The sequence below is a fragment of the Pseudomonas sp. HMWF006 genome (assembly GCF_003061205.1).
Taxonomy (GTDB): domain Bacteria; phylum Pseudomonadota; class Gammaproteobacteria; order Pseudomonadales; family Pseudomonadaceae; genus Aquipseudomonas; species Aquipseudomonas monsensis.
In genome coordinates this window covers 1-17,149 of sequence record NZ_QAIU01000251.1, presented here as the reverse complement: position 1 = coordinate 17,149, position 17,149 = coordinate 1, and the positions used below count along the sequence as shown (strand labels likewise).

General features: G+C 60.2%; 13 protein-coding genes and 1 pseudogene. 7 read left to right on the top strand and 7 right to left on the bottom strand.

The window, feature by feature from the left end; translation table 11 throughout:
• Positions 1-202 precede the first annotated feature (202 nt).
• Entirely contained in the window at positions 203-2,095 is a 1,893-nt protein-coding gene (gene mrdA, locus DBR24_RS10300; protein ID WP_128614678.1) for a penicillin-binding protein 2, read from the top strand.
• A gap of 23 nt (positions 2,096-2,118) precedes the next feature.
• Here mrdA and DBR24_RS10295 read toward each other — a convergent pair whose 3' ends face one another.
• From DBR24_RS10295 to DBR24_RS10285, 3 genes are all read right to left on the bottom strand, one after another.
• Positions 2,119-2,859, bottom strand: coding sequence for a hypothetical protein (locus DBR24_RS10295; RefSeq protein ID WP_128614677.1), 741 nt, complete (start codon positions 2,857-2,859; stop codon positions 2,119-2,121).
• Between the two features lie 187 nt (positions 2,860-3,046).
• On the bottom strand, positions 3,047-3,451 hold the full coding sequence (locus DBR24_RS10290) for a lysozyme inhibitor LprI family protein (protein ID WP_128614676.1): 405 nt from the start codon (positions 3,449-3,451) through the stop codon (positions 3,047-3,049).
• A gap of 52 nt (positions 3,452-3,503) precedes the next feature.
• A complete protein-coding gene (locus DBR24_RS10285) occupies positions 3,504-3,797 on the bottom strand; it encodes a hypothetical protein (RefSeq protein ID WP_128614675.1) in 294 nt (97 codons plus the stop codon).
• Between the two features lie 142 nt (positions 3,798-3,939).
• Between DBR24_RS10285 and DBR24_RS10280 the strand changes: the two genes are divergently transcribed.
• Positions 3,940-4,428, top strand: a complete 489-nt coding sequence (locus tag DBR24_RS10280) for an SRPBCC family protein (RefSeq protein ID WP_128614674.1) — start codon at positions 3,940-3,942, stop codon at positions 4,426-4,428.
• Between the two features lie 455 nt (positions 4,429-4,883).
• Here DBR24_RS10280 and acnA read toward each other — a convergent pair whose 3' ends face one another.
• Positions 4,884-7,625: an aconitate hydratase AcnA gene (gene acnA / locus DBR24_RS10275; RefSeq protein WP_123461905.1), complete on the bottom strand. Its 2,742-nt coding sequence runs from the start codon at positions 7,623-7,625 to the stop codon at positions 4,884-4,886.
• 222 nt (positions 7,626-7,847) lie between these two features.
• Here acnA and rlmM point away from each other — a divergent pair, with 222 nt between their 5' ends.
• A complete protein-coding gene (rlmM, locus tag DBR24_RS10270) occupies positions 7,848-8,921 on the top strand; it encodes a 23S rRNA (cytidine(2498)-2'-O)-methyltransferase RlmM (RefSeq protein ID WP_123461907.1) in 1,074 nt (357 codons plus the stop codon).
• Between the two features lie 194 nt (positions 8,922-9,115).
• Positions 9,116-9,367, top strand: a complete 252-nt coding sequence (tusA, locus tag DBR24_RS10265; protein ID WP_123461909.1) for a sulfurtransferase TusA — start codon at positions 9,116-9,118, stop codon at positions 9,365-9,367.
• Positions 9,368-9,506: 139 nt separating this feature from the next.
• Here the strand turns inward: tusA and DBR24_RS10260 are convergent, their stop codons facing one another.
• Positions 9,507-10,916 (bottom strand): MATE family efflux transporter, encoded by a 1,410-nt coding sequence (locus tag DBR24_RS10260; protein ID WP_123461911.1) that lies wholly within the window; start codon positions 10,914-10,916, stop codon positions 9,507-9,509.
• 308 nt (positions 10,917-11,224) lie between these two features.
• Here DBR24_RS10260 and pdxB point away from each other — a divergent pair.
• Positions 11,225-12,366: pseudogene (gene pdxB / locus DBR24_RS10255) on the top strand (4-phosphoerythronate dehydrogenase PdxB).
• Between the two features lie 182 nt (positions 12,367-12,548).
• Here pdxB and DBR24_RS10250 read toward each other — a convergent pair.
• Positions 12,549-12,728, bottom strand: coding sequence for a PA1571 family protein (locus DBR24_RS10250; protein ID WP_123461915.1), 180 nt, complete (start codon positions 12,726-12,728; stop codon positions 12,549-12,551).
• Positions 12,729-12,985: 257 nt separating this feature from the next.
• On the opposite strand from DBR24_RS10250, the gene DBR24_RS10245 reads away from it, so the two are divergent.
• The gene (locus DBR24_RS10245) at positions 12,986-14,764 is read left to right on the top strand and encodes an ABC transporter transmembrane domain-containing protein (RefSeq protein ID WP_128614673.1); all 1,779 of its coding nucleotides are present in this window, start codon (positions 12,986-12,988) and stop codon (positions 14,762-14,764) included.
• 108 nt (positions 14,765-14,872) lie between these two features.
• On the opposite strand, the gene DBR24_RS10240 is transcribed toward DBR24_RS10245, so the two are convergent.
• Positions 14,873-16,801: a transglycosylase SLT domain-containing protein gene (locus tag DBR24_RS10240; RefSeq protein ID WP_128614672.1), complete on the bottom strand. Its 1,929-nt coding sequence runs from the start codon at positions 16,799-16,801 to the stop codon at positions 14,873-14,875.
• 214 nt (positions 16,802-17,015) lie between these two features.
• Between DBR24_RS10240 and DBR24_RS10235 the strand changes: the two genes are divergently transcribed.
• The coding region (locus DBR24_RS10235; protein ID WP_128614671.1) for an ATP-binding cassette domain-containing protein at positions 17,016-17,149 on the top strand (134 nt) is incomplete at its 3' end.

Genomic DNA, 17,149 nt, shown 5'->3' with positions numbered 1-17,149 from the left:
AACCCCAATTGCGAAAGCAGTTGGGGTTTTGTTTTGCCCGCAGGAAAGTTTCAGGTCAGATCCAGCCGTCGCAAGAGCTGCCATTGGGAAAAATCGTTCTGAAGTGACCGGGTAGTTTTTGGTATGGTGCAGCTCGTTTTTTAACGGACTGATGTCATGCCCACGGATCGGCACTCATTTATGTAAAAGAGTCGCTGTAGAAATGCCTGAAGCCATCCCGATCAAGGACCACGAAAAAGAGACGCGTCTGGTCAACAAGCGGTTGATCGCCTGCGCCTTGTTCGTCTTCGCCATTAGCTGCGCCCTGGTGGTACGCCTTTACATCCTGCAAGTGGTGGAGTTCGACTACCACTCCACCATCTCAGAAAACAATCGTGTCCACGTCTTGCCCATCCCGCCGACACGCGGCCTGATCTACGACCGCAATGGTGTGCTGCTGGCCGACAACCGCCCCAGCTACAACCTGACGATCACCCGTGAACGCGCCACTGACGTCAATCGGGAGCTGGACGATGTCATCAATCTGCTGCACCTGCCTGCCGAAGATCGCACGGTGTTCGACAAGGCCATGAAGCAGTCCCGCCATCCCTTCACGCCAGTAACACTGTTCTATGAGCTGACGGAAGAGCAGATCGCTGTGCTGGCGGTCAACGAATTCCGCCTGCCAGGACTCGACGTTGAACCGCAGTTCGTCCGCCATTATCCGCTCGGCGCCCATTTCGCCCATTCGATCGGTTACGTCGGCCGGATCAACGAAAAAGAATCCAAGGCCCTCGATTCGGTTGAATACCGCGGCACCCAGTCCATCGGTAAAACCGGTATTGAACGCTTCTATGAAGCTCAGCTGCACGGTCACGTTGGCTACGAAGAAGTGGAAACCAACGCCCAGGGGCGTGTGCTGCGGGTGCTCAAACACACTGATCCTGTGCCCGGCAAAAACATCGTTCTGAGCCTCGACGTCAAACTGCAGGAAGCCGCCGAAGCTGCTCTGGGCGATCGTCGTGGCTCCGTCGTCGCGCTCGACCCGTCCACGGGCGAAGTGCTCGCCATGGTCAGCAACCCGAGTTTCGACCCTAATCTGTTTGTCACGGGCATCAGTTCCAAGGAGTACTCGGCGCTGCGTGATTCCATCGACCGGCCGCTGTTCAACCGCGTATTGCGCGGCTTGTACGCGCCGGGCTCAACAATCAAGCCAGAGGTGGCAATCGCCGGTCTCGATGCGGGTGTGGTGACCCCACAGACCCGCGTCTTCGACCCGGGTTACTATCAGCTCCCGGATTTCGATCACAAGTACCGTAACTGGAACCACAGCGGCGATGGCTGGGTAGACATGGACGCCGCGATCATGCGCTCCAACGACACCTACTTCTACGATCTGGCGCACAAGCTCGGCATTGATCGCCTGCACGATTACATGGCCATGTTCGGCCTCGGTGAGAAAGTCTCGCTGGACATGTTCGAAGAGTCGCCAGGCCTGATGCCATCCCAAGCCTGGAAGCGCGCCACTCGACGCCAGGCCTGGTTCCCGGGTGAAACCGTGATCCTTGGCATCGGCCAGGGCTATATGCAGGTCACGCCGCTGCAACTGGCCCAGGCCACTGCGCTGATCGCCAACAAGGGCGTATGGAACCGGCCGCACCTGGCCAAGACCGTCGATGGTGTCGCACCGGTCGACGAGCATCCCATGCCGAACATCCTGCTCAAGGATCCGCGCGACTGGGAACAGGTCAACCACGGTATGCAAATGGTGATGCACGACGCCCGCGGCATCGCCCGTGCGGCCGCTGCAGGGGCGCAATACCGCATTGCCGGCAAGAGTGGTACTGCGCAGGTGGTGGCGATCAAACAGGGCGAGCGCTACAACCGCGAGAAGACCCTCGAACGCCATCGCGACAACGCCTTGTTCGTCGGCTTCGCCCCGGCCGAGCATCCGAAGATCGCGATCTCGGTCATGATCGAAAACGGTGAGGCCGGTGGTCGGGTTGCCGGCCCTGTCGTGCGGCAGATCATGGACGCCTGGCTACTTGATCAGGACGGCCATCTCAAGCCGCAGTACGCGGCGCCAACCAAGGCGCCGGGTGATCCGCATGTTTGACCGACAGCGGCTGCGCGGGGCAATCAGACTTTTTCGTCGATTCTTTTGGCATTGATAGCGGCCTCGCGTGCGGCGACGATGGCGGCATCCGACGCCGGTGTCCCCAGTTCGCCTTTACGCCACAACTGATGAGAGAACAGGCCGTCGATGGCTTCAGCGCTCGGCGCTTTGCCCTTGGGTATAAACAGGGCCGCCAGATCAATGGTGTTGGCGAAGTTTTCTTTGGTCAGGTTGTATTTGCCCAAGAGGCTGCCTCCCCACCCGGCATCGGCCGCGACCAGTTCGATGGAGGTGTCGCGGTAGCTGTTCGCCGCGGTTTTGAGTGCGCCAGAGGCATTGAGCAGGGCGTTCAATTGCTCCATGTCTGAGGCGCTCAGCTCACTGTTGGAATTCAATGCCTTGAGGCTGCCATCGGTTTCAACGGTAAAACCGAATTTCTTGTTGGCCAGATCCGGAAAAGTGTTACTCAACGCCGACTTGAAGTCCTCGAACGCCAGCTTCAGCGATTCGTGGGTATTTCTATGCTGTTCGGCGATTTTCGGGAAGTCTGCAGCCTGGGGGCGGCCAAGCCAGACGTCGATCGCTTCGAGGGTCGGGCTGACAGTCTGGGCGTCATCACTGGGATGATAAACCGCCGCCGGATTGAGGTTGACTGCCGTCTTCTGGAGGTCTTCGCTGAGCGACTTTATGTTCAGCGGTTGTGCGGATTTGGTCAGTTCAGCGGCTGAAGGCTGAATAAGAGCAGAGTTTAAAGAGATCGCCATGTCGTCATTCCCTGATCGTTGGTTGTAAGTCATTTATCGGCGATCTGAGGCTGTGCTTAAGTCATGCGCTGGCAGTAGGCGTTTCAGGATGTGTCAGGGATCTATGCTGGTCGCTGTCGTCGCTGCAACGTGGTGGTCTTCACTCAATACTGGATTGAAAACCGCCACCAGCTAATCCACTACAACCTCAGGCCCCTGGTACCGGGCAACTCATATCCCCTTCCTCACACTTCAAATACTGCTTCAGCGCCTCGACCCGGACCTTGGTCACCGCCGTCAGGCAATTGCTGTAAACCCAGGGATAAACACTTCCGCCCGTTACACCCGACGATGAAAACTTGCACTCGGCATCGCGAAATCCGATCCACGCCCGCTGCGCGCTGACCAACAACTTCTTGCCCTCCGGGTTGTCCTTCAAGCGCCCGGTGATCTGCTGATACAGCGCATTCAATTCTTTGTCCGCTGCCTTGAAGTCCTGTCCGGCACACTGATTCATCGTCGCCTGATCGCTGGCATTGGCGCAGTCGACGGCGGCGTGGGCTAGGGGGGTGAACACCAGGGGCGACAGGGCCAGGAAAAAACGTGGGGACATAGGCGGGGCTCACTGTAGATGACGGGAATAACCGGCATTGTAGCGATCAGACTCAACTCCCGCTGTAACCGCGCAGGCGCATGCAGTCATTGGTCAGGTCGATCTGTTTCTCCGCCACCACAATTCCGTCACCCACTCCGGCGCCGACCGCCGCTTCCATGCTCTTGTCCGACGGCGTGCTGTTGTAACTGGCAGTCGCCGACTTGGCCTGATACTGGCACTCGGCTTTGTCGTGCTCCACTGTCGCCTGGGACGCGCCAGGCTTGCTCCAGTGGTCTACGGAACTGACGCAGGCTGACAGCGTCAGCAGTGATGCCCAGAGGGCGGCATAGTGCGGAGACTGCATGTTCTGCTCCAATGTCTGCCGGAATAACAGCTGAGTTTAGACGCAACGGTCAAAGGTCGAGCCCGGGCCGTTGACCGTTTGATACAACTTCAGGTTGGACATGTGGTCATACGAGCCTAGTGTTCAGAACAGGAGGTGACGTATGAAACCAGTACCCAATAGTTTCGAACGCAAAATCACTCTCAAGGCGCCACGGTCCCATGTCTGGCGTGCATTGGTCGATGCCGAGGCGTTTGGCCAGTGGTTTGGAGTGGCGCTGGAGGGCAGGCGGTTCATTGCCGGCGAATGGACGCAAGGGCAAGTCACGTATCCGGGTTATGAACATGTGTTGTGGAATGTGCTGATCGAGCGGGTCGAACCGCAGCAGTTGTTCTCGTTCCGCTGGCATCCGTATGCCGTGAATCCGAAGATCGACTATTCCCAGGAGCCGACCACACTGGTCAAGTTCGAACTGGAAGACTTCGAGAACGGCACGCTGCTCAAGGTGTCAGAGTCCGGCTTCGCGCACATTCCCGATGTCCGCCAGAAAGAGGCCTATTACATGGACAGCCGTGGCTGGGAGGAGCAGTTGAGCCGGCTCGAACAGTTTCTTGCCGAGAGCGCCCGGGCACGTGAGCGTGACGGCGGCTGAGGTTTTCCAGCCCTGGTTGAAACGCTGGGTACTGGTGGTTTTTCGAAAATGACCAGCAGGCCCAAACGTCGTGGCCGCTGAAAGTCGCGCAGATAACAGCTGCCATGCTCGACAACTGACAGGGCTAAGGGTTTTCGGAAGGGGGTCTATAGCGAATGTCTTACACGCACTGGTAGCTTTTACGACTATTGCCGATTGGATCCAGAGCGTAATCTACACCCATCAACTGGACACAGGGAGTGTTTCAGGATCATGGATGATCGACCATTTGCAAGGATCGCTGCCGACAGGGAGTCGATAATGGTCTTGGGAAAAACCCGCTTCGGCGGGTTTTTTTTCGTCCATGGAAAAGTAAACCCCCTGTAAGAGTTGCCGAAGGCTGCGATCTTTTGATCTTGATCTTAAAACCAAATCTAAAGATCGCAGCCTTCGGCCGTTTCTACAGAGGGCGCGCGTTATGAGGCGATCAGTTGGCGCAGGACGTAATGCAGGATCCCGCCCGATTTAAAGTATTCAACCTCGTTCAAGGTATCGATCCGGCACAACACCTCGATCTTCTCCTGACGCCCGTCTTCACGGGTGATCACCAGCGGCAAATTCATCCGCGGTGTCAGCTCGACGCCGGTCAGGCCCTGAATCTCGAAGGTTTCCTTGCCAGTGAGATTGAGGCTCTTGCGGTTCTGATCGAGCTTGAACTGCAGCGGTAACACGCCCATGCCCACCAGGTTGGAACGATGGATGCGCTCGAAGCTTTCGGCGATTACCGCTTTGACGCCCAGCAGATTAGTGCCTTTGGCCGCCCAGTCGCGGCTGGAGCCGGTGCCGTATTCCTGACCGGCAATCACTACCAGTGGCGTGCCGTCGGCCTGATAACGCATGGCGGCGTCATAGATCGCCATCTTCTCGCCACTCGGGATGTACAGGGTGTTGCCACCTTCTTCGCCGCCGAGCATTTCGTTGCGGATGCGGATGTTGGCGAAGGTGCCGCGCATCATCACTTCATGGTTGCCACGGCGTGAACCGTAGGAGTTGAAGTCCCGTGGTTCCACACCTTTTTCGCGCAGATAACGCCCGGCCGGACTGTCAGCCTTGATGTTACCGGCAGGGGAGATGTGGTCGGTGGTCACTGAATCGCCGAGCAATGCCAGCACCTTCGCCGCTTTGACATCGCTGATCTCCGGCAACGGCCCGCCAATATCGTCGAAAAATGGCGGATGCTGGATGTACGTCGAATCGTCCTGCCAGACATAGGTCGCCGCTTGCGGTACTTCGATTGCTTGCCACTGTTCATCACCGGCAAACACTTCGGCGTATTCCTTGTGGAACATTGCGGTGTTGACCTGATTTACCGCAGCGGCGATTTCCTGGCTGCTCGGCCAGATGTCACGCAGGTACACCGGATTGCCTTGCTGATCGTTGCCCAGTGGCTCGCTGCTGATGTCGGTGCGCACGCTGCCGGCCAGGGCGTAAGCGACCACCAGCGGCGGCGACGCCAGCCAGTTGGTCTTGACCAGCGGATGCACTCGGCCTTCGAAGTTGCGGTTGCCGGACAGCACCGACGCCACGGTGAGATCGGCTTTCTGGATAGCTTTCTCGATCGGCTCCGGCAGCGGTCCGGAGTTGCCGATGCACGTGGTGCAGCCGTAGCCGACCAGCGAGAACCCGAGTTGATCGAGGTATTGCGTCAGCCCGGCGGCCTTGTAGTAGTCGGTGACCACTTTCGAGCCGGGCGCCAGCGAACTCTTCACCCACGGCTTGCGCGTCAGGCCCTTCTCTACGGCTTTTTTCGCCAGCAGACCGGCCGCCATCATCACGCTCGGGTTGGAGGTGTTGGTGCAGGAGGTGATCGCGGCGATCACTACCGCGCCGTTCTTCAGGCGATAGGTGTGGCCTTCGTATTCGTACTCGGTTTCGCCGACCAGATCGGCGTTGCCCACGGCCACGCCACCACCACCTTCGCTTTCCAGGCGACCTTCTTCCTTGCTGGTGGGTTTGAATTGCAGGTCCATGAAATCACTGAAGGCTTGTGCGACATTCGGCAACGAGACCCGGTCCTGCGGGCGTTTCGGCCCGGCCAGACTGGCTTCGACGCTGCCCATGTCCAGCGCCAGGCTGTCAGTGAACACCGGTTCCTGACCAGGCAGGCGCCACAGGCCCTGGGCCTTGGTGTAGGCCTCGACCAGTTTCACCACTTCAGGCGGACGACCCGACAGGCGCAGGTATTCCAGGGTCACATCATCGACCGGGAAGAAGCCACAGGTGGCCCCGTATTCCGGGGCCATATTAGCGATGGTCGCGCGGTCGGCCAGCGGCAGGTCGGCGAGGCCGTCACCGTAGAACTCGACGAATTTGCCGACCACGCCTTTTTTGCGCAGCATCTGCGTGACGGTCAGCACCAGGTCGGTGGCGGTGATGCCTTCCTTGAGCTTGCCGGTGAGTTTGAAGCCGATGACTTCCGGAATCAGCATCGACACCGGCTGCCCGAGCATCGCCGCTTCCGCCTCGATGCCGCCGACGCCCCAGCCGAGCACGCCGAGGCCATTGATCATGGTGGTGTGGGAGTCGGTGCCGACCAGGGTGTCGGGGAATGCGTAGGTGCGCCCGTCCTCATCCTTGGTCCACACCGTGCGCCCGAGGTATTCGAGGTTGACCTGATGACAGATCCCGGTACCCGGCGGCACCACGCTGAAGTTGTCGAAGGCGCTTTGACCCCAGCGCAGGAACGCATAACGTTCGCCGTTACGCTGCATTTCGATGTCGACGTTCTGTTCAAACGCGCTGGCGCTGCCGAATTTGTCGACCATCACCGAGTGGTCGATCACCAGGTCCACCGGCGACAGCGGGTTGATCCGCTGCGGATCGCCGCCGGCCTTGGCCATCGCCGCACGCATCGCGGCGAGGTCGACTACGGCGGGTACGCCGGTAAAGTCTTGCATCAATACGCGGGCCGGGCGGTACTGGATCTCGCGGTCGGAGCGGCGCTCCTTGAGCCAGGCGGCAATCGCCTTGAGGTCGGCGCCGGTGACGGTTTTTTCATCTTCCCAGCGCAGCAGGTTTTCCAGCAGGACTTTCAGCGACATCGGCAACTGGTCGATATTGCCCAGGCTTTTCGCGGCATCCGGCAGACTGAAATAGTGGTAGGTCTTTTGGTCGATCTGCAGGGTTTTGAGGGTCTTCAGACTATCGAGGGACGGCATTACGATCACTCCTTTGAGTCCGCACGGCTACGGACGGAGGGGACGGGCAGAGCTATCAACGTAGCCCTGTTTTCAGTAGCTGGCTAATAACTGGACTCTATCAATAAGTCCAAGGTTCCGAACTCGGCTATCATGCGCCGGTTTTCGTGACAGGCTTTGCTTCATCGCAGGGCTTGAGCAGCGCGCAGGGGCCGAATGTCCGCCCTCTGCCCAGGAGTAAGAATGAACACCCTATTCATGCATTGCCGGCCAGGCTTCGAAGGCGAAGTCTGTTCGGAAATTTCCGACCTCGCCGCCCAGCTCAACGTGGCCGGTTACGCCAAGGCCAAAGCGGCCACTGCGTACGCCGAGTTCGTCTGCACCGAAGAAGACGGCGCCGAGCGCCTGATGCGCGGTCAGCGTTTTGCCGAGTTGATTTTCCCACGCCAGTGGGCGCGCGGACTTTTCATTGATCTGCCGGAAAACGACCGCATCAGCGTGATCCTCGCGCACATGGCCGATTTTCCGGTATTCGGCAGCCTGTGGCTGGAAGTCGTCGACACCAACGATGGCAAGGAGCTGTCGAATTTCTGCAAGAAATTCGAAGGTCCGCTGCGCAAGGCATTGACTGCTGCCGGCAAACTGGTGGAGGACGCCAGCAAGCCGCGTCTGTTGCTGACCTTCAAGAGTGGCCGCGAAGTGTTCCTCGGCATGGCTGATGCGGGTAACTCGGCGATGTGGCCAATGGGTATTCCACGCCTGAAGTTTCCCCGAGAAGCGCCCAGCCGTTCGACGTTGAAACTGGAAGAGGCCTGGCACCACTTCATTCCGCGGGATCAGTGGGAAGATCGCTTGCACAGTGACATGACCGGTGTGGATCTCGGCGCCGCGCCGGGTGGTTGGACCTGGCAACTGGTCAACCGCGGCATGCTGGTGACCGCCATTGATAACGGTCCGATGGCTGAAAGCCTGATGGACACTGGCCTGGTTCAGCACCTGATGGCCGATGGTTTCACCTTCAAGCCCAAGCAACCGGTGGACTGGATGGTCTGCGACATCGTCGAGAAGCCGGCGCGTAACGCGGCGATGCTCGAAGAGTGGATTGGCGAGGGCCATTGCCGCGAGGCGGTGGTCAATCTGAAGCTGCCGATGAAGCAGCGTTATGCCGAAGTGAAACGTTTGCTCGAGCGCATCGCCGATGGTTTCAAGGCCCGTGGGATCAAGGTCGATATCGGCTGCAAACAGCTGTATCACGACCGCGAAGAAGTGACGTGCCACCTGCGCCGTCACGACATCAAGAAAGCCAAATCCCGCTGAAATATGTAACTGGCCGTTATGGCGAGTGACTTGCTCCCGCAGGGCTGCGAAGCGGCCCTGAATTCAGCATCCATGTTAGTTCCGGCGCACCGGGCAAAAAGGTTTTACGACGGCTACGCCGCCGAGCGGGAGCAAGCTCCCTCGCCACACGCTCGGCAATGCGCGACAATGCCGGCCAGTTTCAGGAGTGAATCATGAGTGAAATGATCGATACCCCGGTCGACGGCACCCTCGACGCCACCGGCCTCAATTGCCCGGAGCCGGTGATGATGCTGCACCAGCACATTCGCGATCTGGTGCCCGGCGGCCTGCTCAAGGTGATCGCCACCGATCCCTCGACCAAGCGCGACATTCCCAAGTTCTGCGTGTTTCTCGACCACGAGCTGGTCGAGCAGCACGAAGAGTCCGGTACCTATCTGTACTGGATCCGCAAGAAACACGCCTGAAACCAAGGCAGCGCACAAACAACTGTGGGAGCCAGCTTGCTGGCGATGGCGGTGTGTCAGTCAACATTTCTGTTACTGGTATACCGCCATCGCCAGCAGGCTGGCTCCCACATTTTTTGTTCCGGTTTAAAGAGAAGGCTCAGCCCAGCGAACGACTGATCCGGATACGCTTGCGCGCACTGCGGGTCAGACGGATCGACAACATCAGTGCCGCACAGCTCAAACCGACGATCAAACCTTGCCACAAACCACTCGGGCCCCGTGGCGCGCCGAGCCAGTCGGTCAAACCGAGGGCGTAACCCACCGGCAAACCGATACCCCAGTAGGCGAACAAGGTCAGGATCATCGTCACCCGCGTGTCCTGATAACCGCGCAGGGCGCCGGCGGCAGTGACCTGAATCGCGTCGGAAAACTGGAACAGCGCCGAGTACACGATCAGCATCGCCGCGATATGAATCACGGTCGGATCAGCGGTGTAGATCGCCGCAATCGGCTCGCGCAACAACAGCATCATGCTCGCCGACAGACAGGCGTACGCCAGCGCGGTGCCCATGCCGACGCCGGCGGCGAAACGTGCTTCCCGGGGCTCTTCACGACCGAGTGCCTGGCCGACGCGGACGGTCACCGCCATGCCAAGGGAATACGGAATCATGAACACCAGTGAGCTGACGTTCAGCGCAATCTGATGCCCGGCCACCACAGTGGCGCCGAGGCTGCCGATCAACAGCGCGATCACGGCGAAGATGCTCGACTCGGCAAACACCGCGATGCCGATCGGCAGACCGACCGCCAGCAGACGCTTGATCACTGCCCATTGTGGCCAGTCGAAGCGGCTGAAGATCTCACTCGAACGATAGGCCGGGGCCCAGCGCTCGTAACCGGCCAGACCCAGCGCCATGACCCACATCACGATTGCCGTGGCCCAACCGCAGCCGACGCCGCCCATGGCCGGCACGCCGAAGTGGCCATAGATGAAGATGTAGTTCAGCGGAATGTTCAGTGCCAGACCGCACAGGCCCAGCACCATCGCCGGACGGGTGCGGCCGATGCCGTCACTGGTGCAGCGCAGCACGTGATAGATCGCAACCGCTGGCAGACCGCTGGCGATACCGTGCAGGTACTGCATGCACGGGCCGATCAATTCCGGATCGACTTTCATCAGGTGCAACACCGGCTCGGCGGCGACCAGCATCGACGTCGCGATCAGGCCGACCACCAGCGCCAGCCACAATGCCTGACGGACGATCGGGCCGATTTCGCTGTGGGTGCCGGCGCCGAACCGTTGGGCAACCTTGGGGGTGGTGGCCAGCAGGGTGCCAGTCATCAGCAGAAACACCGGGACCCAGATCGAGTTGCCCAGTGCCACCGCCGCCAGATCCCGTGGTCCGACGCGGCCGGCCATGACTGCATCGACGAAGCCCATGGCCGTGGTCGCCAGCTGCGCGATGATGATCGGCAGCGCCAGGGCGAGCAGGGTCTTGAACTCCAGGCGGATACGCGCGGGGCGGGTGAGGGAGACAGCGACAGGTTGGTCAGTTACGGAATTCACAGGCGAAGCGTCCAAAGGTGTTGATGCGCAAGGCGCCGCATTCTACGCCGCTGACACCTTGGTCAGGAAAAATCCTCTGTTGCGGATTTGTAATCAACAGACCCGTCAACTATGGCGAGGGCGCTTGCTCCCGCTGGGGACGAAGCGTCCCCGGGACTATCCAGTGCGGTAGCTCAGGGAAAACCCGAGGGCAGACTTTCCGTCCGCTGCACAGTCTGGCGCGAGCAAGCGCCCTCGCCACGATACAGTCTGCACTGGCCCAACGGTGGATCTGCACCTAAACTGCCGATCCGCCAAAGGAGCCCGCCATGCTGATTGTTGCCGACGAAAATATCCCGCTGCTCGATGCCTTTTTTGCCGGTTTCGGCGAGATCCGCCGGGTGCCAGGCCGTTCCATCGACCGTGCGACGGTCGAGCAGGCCGACGTGCTGCTGGTGCGCTCGGTGACCCAGGTCAACCGGGCGTTGCTGGAAGGCAGCCGGGTGCGCTTTGTGGGCACGTGCACCATCGGCACCGATCACCTGGACCTCGATTATTTCGCCGAAGCGGGGATCACCTGGTCCAGTGCGCCGGGTTGCAACGCTCGGGGGGTGGTCGATTACGTGCTCGGCACTCTGATGACGCTCGCCGAAATCGAAGGCGTCGATCTGACGCAACGCACCTATGGCGTGGTCGGTGCCGGCGAGTCGGTGGTCGGCTGATCAAAGTGCTCAAAGGTCTGGGCTGGAACGTGAAAGTCTGCGATCCACCACGGCAGGCGGCCGAGGGTGGCGATTACGTCAGCCTGGAGCAGATCCTTGAGCAGTGTGACGTGATCAGTCTGCATACCCCGTTGACCCGCAGCGGTGACGGCGCGACCTGGCACCTGCTCGATCAGGCGCGATTGCATCAGCTTAAACCCGGAGCCTGGCTGATCAATGCTGCGCGCGGTCCGGTGGTCGATAACGCTGCGTTGCGTAAAGTGCTGCTGGAGCGTGAAGACTTGCAAGCGGCGCTCGATGTCTGGGAGGGCGAACCCGAGGTCGATGTCGCGCTGGCCGAACTCTGCGTACTGGCCACGCCGCACATTGCCGGTTACAGCCTTGATGGCAAACAGCGCGGGACGGCGCAGATCTATCAGGCCTACTGCAATTTCATTGGCCAACCGGCGAGCATCCAGCTCAGTGACTTGCTGCCGGCGCCGTGGCTGTCGCAAGTCACCCTGCACGCCGACATCGATCCGGCCTGGGCGCTGGCGATGTTGTGCCGTGGCGTGTACGACCCGCGCCGGGATGATGCGGATTTCCGCCGCAGCCTTGTAGGCAATGTCGCTGAGCAGCGTGCGGCCTTTGATGTGTTGCGCAAGCAGTATCCGGTGCGACGCGAGATCGAGGGGCTGAAGGTGCGGATCGAGGGGGATTCGCCAGTGTTGCAGCGGATTGTGGCTGCGCTTGGGGCGGTGGCTGTCTAGCGATCAAATCGGCTCTATCGCTGGCAAGCCAGCTCCCACAGGTTCTCTGTGTTACTCAAGACTTGAACTAGCCACTGGACTTGTGGGCGCGGCCCTTCCCGCGATGGTCGCACCAGAATTGGCAATTTGCGGGCAGAAAAAACCCGGCCAGAAAGGGGCCGGGTCGGAAGACGCTGGCTATATCACTTTTGTTCGGCAGGCTTGACCAATCGCTTCTCCAGTTCGCGGCAGGCGTCCTGGATCATGTCTTCAGTGATCGGTACTTCACGCCCCTCCTTGTCAATGATGGAGCAACCAAGAGGTTGGCCGGGCTTGGTGCGGATCACTTGAATCTTGTCATCGCTGCTGTGTTGCAAGGACATGGCCTGTCTCCTCATCAGGTTGTGCGCGTAGATTAAAACCGCCACGTGACCAGGCTGTGACAACTCCCTGGGGACTGTCAAAAGCGGCATCTCCACTCAAACAGAAATGACCGCTCGTCTCAACCGGCACTTTAGACCGATAGCAACTATGGCCTAGTCTTTGGGGGCATATTTAACCTGACTCATTGTGATTTACAGAGTTCCACCCCATAGAAGGTTTAGGCTAGCCCCTTTCATCAACACGGATGTGTACCTGAATGACCCCGAAGCTTTCTTCCCGGCACCGTCGCGCCCTGCGCCTGACCAGCCGATTCCTGGCCCCCTACCGTTGGCAGGTCATCGGTGCGCTGCTGGCGTTGATCGTCACCGCCGCTGTCACGTTGTCGATGGGGCAGGGGATCAAATTGCTGGTCGATCGGGGCTTCATGACCCAGTCGCCGCACCAGTTGAACCAGAGCATCGGCATTTTCATGTTGATGGTACTGGGCCTGGCAGTCGGCACGTTCGCGCGGTTTTACTGGGTGTCGTGGATTGGCGAGCGCTGTGTGGCGGATATCCGGCGTGAAGTGTTCAACCACCTGGTCTATCTGCACCCCGGCTTTTATGAGAACAACCGCAGTTCGGAGATCCAGTCACGCCTGACTGCCGACACCACGCTGCTGCAGTCGGTGATCGGCTCCTCGCTGTCGATGTTCCTGCGTAACCTGCTGATGGTTATCGGCGGCGTCGTGTTGCTGTTCGTGACCAATGCAAAACTCACCAGCATCGTGGTGATTGCCTTGCCGTTCGTGGTCGCACCGATCCTGATTTTCGGCCGGCGTGTACGCAATCTCTCGCGGCTGAGCCAGGACCGCGTCGCCGATATCGGCAGCTACGTTTCCGAAACCCTCGGCCAGATCAAGACCGTACAGGCCTACAACCATCAGGTGCAGGATGAGCAGCGTTTCGCGACAACCGTCGAGGACGCGTTCGACACCGCGCGTAAACGCATCTTTCAGCGTTCATGGATGATCACCGTGGTGATCGTGCTGGTGCTGGGCGCGGTGGCGGTGATGTTGTGGGTGGGCGGCATGGACGTAATTGCCGGGCGTATCACCGGTGGCGAACTGGCGGCGTTCGTCTTCTACAGCCTGATCGTCGGCAGTGCGATCGGCACCTTGAGCGAAGTCATCGGTGAACTGCAACGTGCGGCGGGTGCTGCCGAGCGTATCGCTGAACTGTTAAGTTCGCAAAACATCATCCAGCCCCCGACCACGGGACTGGTGACCTTGCCGGAACGAGTCAAGGGCGAACTGCAATTGCAGGATGTGCGCTTTTCCTACCCGTCGCGTCCGGAAAGCTACGCCGTCAATGGCTTGAATCTGACTATTCGCGCTGGCGAGACTCTGGCGCTAGTCGGGCCGTCCGGCGCCGGCAAGTCCACGGTTTACGATTTGCTGTTGCGCTTCTACGACCCGATTGAAGGGCGGATCCTGATCGACGGCGTGCCGCTCACCAGTCTTGACCCATTGGACCTGCGCCGCAATTTCGCCCTGGTCTCGCAATCGCCTGCGCTGTTTTTCGGCAGCGTCGAAGACAACATCCGTTACGGTTGCCCGGGCGCGACGCTGGAACAGGTCCAGGAAGCGGCGAAAATCGCCCACGCCCATGATTTCATCGAAAAGATGCCGCAGGGTTATCAGACGCATCTGGGCGACGCTGGCCTCGGCCTCTCTGGCGGCCAGCGTCAGCGTCTGGCGATCGCTCGGGCGTTGCTGGTCGATGCGCCGATCCTGCTGCTGGACGAAGCCACCAGCGCCCTCGATGCGCAAAGCGAACACCTGATTCAGGAAGCGCTGCCAAGCCTGATGCACAACCGCACCACGCTGGTGATCGCGCATCGTCTGGCTACCGTGAAAAACGCTGACCGGATCGCGGTGATGGACCAGGGAAAACTGGTGGCAATCGGCACCCATCAGGAGCTGATCGTCAGTAATCCGCTGTACGCGCGGTTGGCCGCGTTGCAGTTCAACGACGGCCACGCGATCGCCGTGTAGACGTTGTCGCAGGCGGCGATCTTTGATCTTGCTGCAAAAAAATGCCCGCATCCAAGTGCGGGCATTTTTTTGCAGCAAAAGATCACCGCCTGCGGCAGCGTCTACAGATCATTGGTCATCGAAATACCGCTCATGCCAATCCACCAGCGGCTGCGGCGAGTTGAGCTTCTGGCCGTAGATCACCGAATAAGACAGCACGTTCTGCACATACTGGCGGGTTTCGTCGAACGGGATGCTTTCCACCCAGACGTCGAAGCTCAGGTGGTCGGCGCCGCGCAGCCATTGGCGAACGCGGCCCGGGCCTGCGTTGTAGGCGGCGGAGGCGAGGACGCGGTTGCCGTTGAACTGGCTGTGCACCTGGCTCAGGTAAGCGGCGCCGAGCTGGATGTTCTTGTCCGGGTCGAGCACTTGCTGCGGCGAGGCCAGCGGGATGCTGAACTTGCGCGCGGTTTCCTTGGCGGTGCCGGGCATCAGCTGCATCAGGCCGCTGGCGCCGACGCCGGAGCGGGCGTCGTCCATGAACGCGCTTTCCTGACGGGTGATGGCGAACACCCAACTGGAATGCAGGCCGCGCACCTTGGCTTCGCGCACGAGGGTGTCACGGTGCGCCATCGGGAAACGGATATCGAGGTCATCCCAGTATTGCGCCTGACTGATGGTGCGGATTGCCGGGAAGTACCATTTCAGGTCGTAGGCCAGTTTGGCCTGGGCGACCATTTCATCGCGGTTGAAATGGCGGCTGACGTGGTACCACTCGCGGCGACCGTCGACGATCTGCCCGCGGGCATGGAATTCCAGGGCGCGTCGCACGCCGGGGGTGTTACGCACTTTGTTGATGGTCGCCTGGCTCAGTACCAGCGGCTTGTTCATCACCGAGTACGGCAGTTGCGAGCGGTCGGCGGCCAGGAAGCCGTAGAAGTCGCGTTCCTTGGCCAGATTCTTGTACAGCGTCTGCGCTTCCGGGTTCCGTGGCTGCGCCAGTTCCAGACTGCGGGCCTGCCAATAGCGCCAGCGGTTGGTGGTGGCCAGATCCTGCGGCAGCCGGCGGGTCAACTGATAGGCGTCGTCCCAGCGGGCCAGACGCAGCAGCAGGCGCAGGCGCCATTCGGAAACGGTGTTGTCGCGCAGCTCCGGGTCGTACTTGGTCATCACGTCCAGCGCCCGGCTGTCGAAACGCCGAGCCAGCGTCAGGCCGATTTCCCGGGCGATCGCGACTTTCTCGTCACGGGAGAAGTGCATGCTGCTGGCGTAACCATCGAGCAGGGCCATGGCCTTGTCCGGATCCTGACGGGCGAGGCGACGCAGGCCGAGGCTGACCACGTCGGACATCGGCTCGTCGGCCGGGGTGAAGCGCGACGGCTGGTTGAGCAGTTCGGGCTTCTGTGCGACATCCACCAACAAGCGACCGCGTGGGGCGAGGGTGGTCAGGCCGTTGACCAGACTGTTGGCCAACGGATAGTTACGCGCCTGGGCGGCCAGTTTGGTGCGCTCCCAGCGTTTCTGTTCGGTCAGTTGGCCATCGGCGGCCCAGATCCCGAACAGCCCGTCACAGGCCGCCGGTTGCGATTTGCCGGTCAGCCACAGTTTGTCGGCGTTGGCGTAACCTTCGGCCTTGTGGCCGCTGCTGATCTGGTTCTGCGCGTTGAGGCAGTCCAGTTCGGTAAAGTTCAGTTTAGGGTCGTAATACCTGGTGAAGGTCGCCCAGTCGCCGCGGTCGGCCAGCCAGCGCAACCAGCGCAGTTTCATCCAGTTGGCCTGCGGCAGGTCGCCGTGCTCGGCGAGGAATTTCTCGATCTCGGCGTTGCTCGCGGTCTTCAGGCGCGCGGTCAACTCGTCGTAAGCCAGATACGGTTCCAGCGGATAATCGGCCAGGGCCTGGCTGTAACGGAAGTATGGGCCGGTATCGCCCTTGGCCAGGGCGCGCTTGGCTTCATCGTAATACTGGCGTTGGGTGGACAGGTCCACCGCCTGGGCGGATTGAGCGGCAGCGGCGGTAAGTAGCAAACAGGACAAGACACTGAAAAGGCGACTGCGCATGAGACATCCGGGCAGAGAAATCATGACAAGTACCGGCCGCGGCCAGCACTGAATTGTCTGTAGCTTAGCCTTTTGCCAGCAACGGGCGAAAGCTTTGCGACCCATGCAGCACAAGTTCGCAACAAATGTTGTGCAGAGTGCTTCGACAGACAAATTGCCGGCCTGTTGAAGCCCTAAGTCAGGTAGAATGCGCGCCCGGTTTTTGGAGAAGCTCATGACCCTGCTCAAATTCAGCGATGTGTCCCTTGCATTCGGCGCGATGCCGTTGTTGGACAAGGTGTCCTGGCAGATCGCCCGTGGTGAGCGGGTGTGCATCATCGGCCGCAACGGCACTGGCAAGTCCAGCAT

Excerpts from the sequence above, each read along its gene's own strand:
- mrdA (WP_128614678.1), top strand. The coding sequence starts at position 203 with ATGCCTGAAGCCATCCCGATCAAGGACCACGAAAAAGAGACGCGTCTG.
- DBR24_RS10295 (WP_128614677.1), bottom strand. The coding sequence starts at position 2,859 with ATGGCGATCTCTTTAAACTCTGCTCTTATTCAGCCTTCAGCCGCTGAA.
- DBR24_RS10290 (WP_128614676.1), bottom strand. The coding sequence starts at position 3,451 with ATGTCCCCACGTTTTTTCCTGGCCCTGTCGCCCCTGGTGTTCACCCCC.
- DBR24_RS10285 (WP_128614675.1), bottom strand. The coding sequence starts at position 3,797 with ATGCAGTCTCCGCACTATGCCGCCCTCTGGGCATCACTGCTGACGCTG.
- DBR24_RS10280 (WP_128614674.1), top strand. The coding sequence starts at position 3,940 with ATGAAACCAGTACCCAATAGTTTCGAACGCAAAATCACTCTCAAGGCG.
- acnA (WP_123461905.1), bottom strand. The coding sequence starts at position 7,625 with ATGCCGTCCCTCGATAGTCTGAAGACCCTCAAAACCCTGCAGATCGAC.
- rlmM (WP_123461907.1), top strand. The coding sequence starts at position 7,848 with ATGAACACCCTATTCATGCATTGCCGGCCAGGCTTCGAAGGCGAAGTC.
- tusA (WP_123461909.1), top strand. The coding sequence starts at position 9,116 with ATGAGTGAAATGATCGATACCCCGGTCGACGGCACCCTCGACGCCACC.
- DBR24_RS10250 (WP_123461915.1), bottom strand. The coding sequence starts at position 12,728 with ATGTCCTTGCAACACAGCAGCGATGACAAGATTCAAGTGATCCGCACC.
- DBR24_RS10245 (WP_128614673.1), top strand. The coding sequence starts at position 12,986 with ATGACCCCGAAGCTTTCTTCCCGGCACCGTCGCGCCCTGCGCCTGACC.
- DBR24_RS10240 (WP_128614672.1), bottom strand. The coding sequence starts at position 16,801 with ATGCGCAGTCGCCTTTTCAGTGTCTTGTCCTGTTTGCTACTTACCGCC.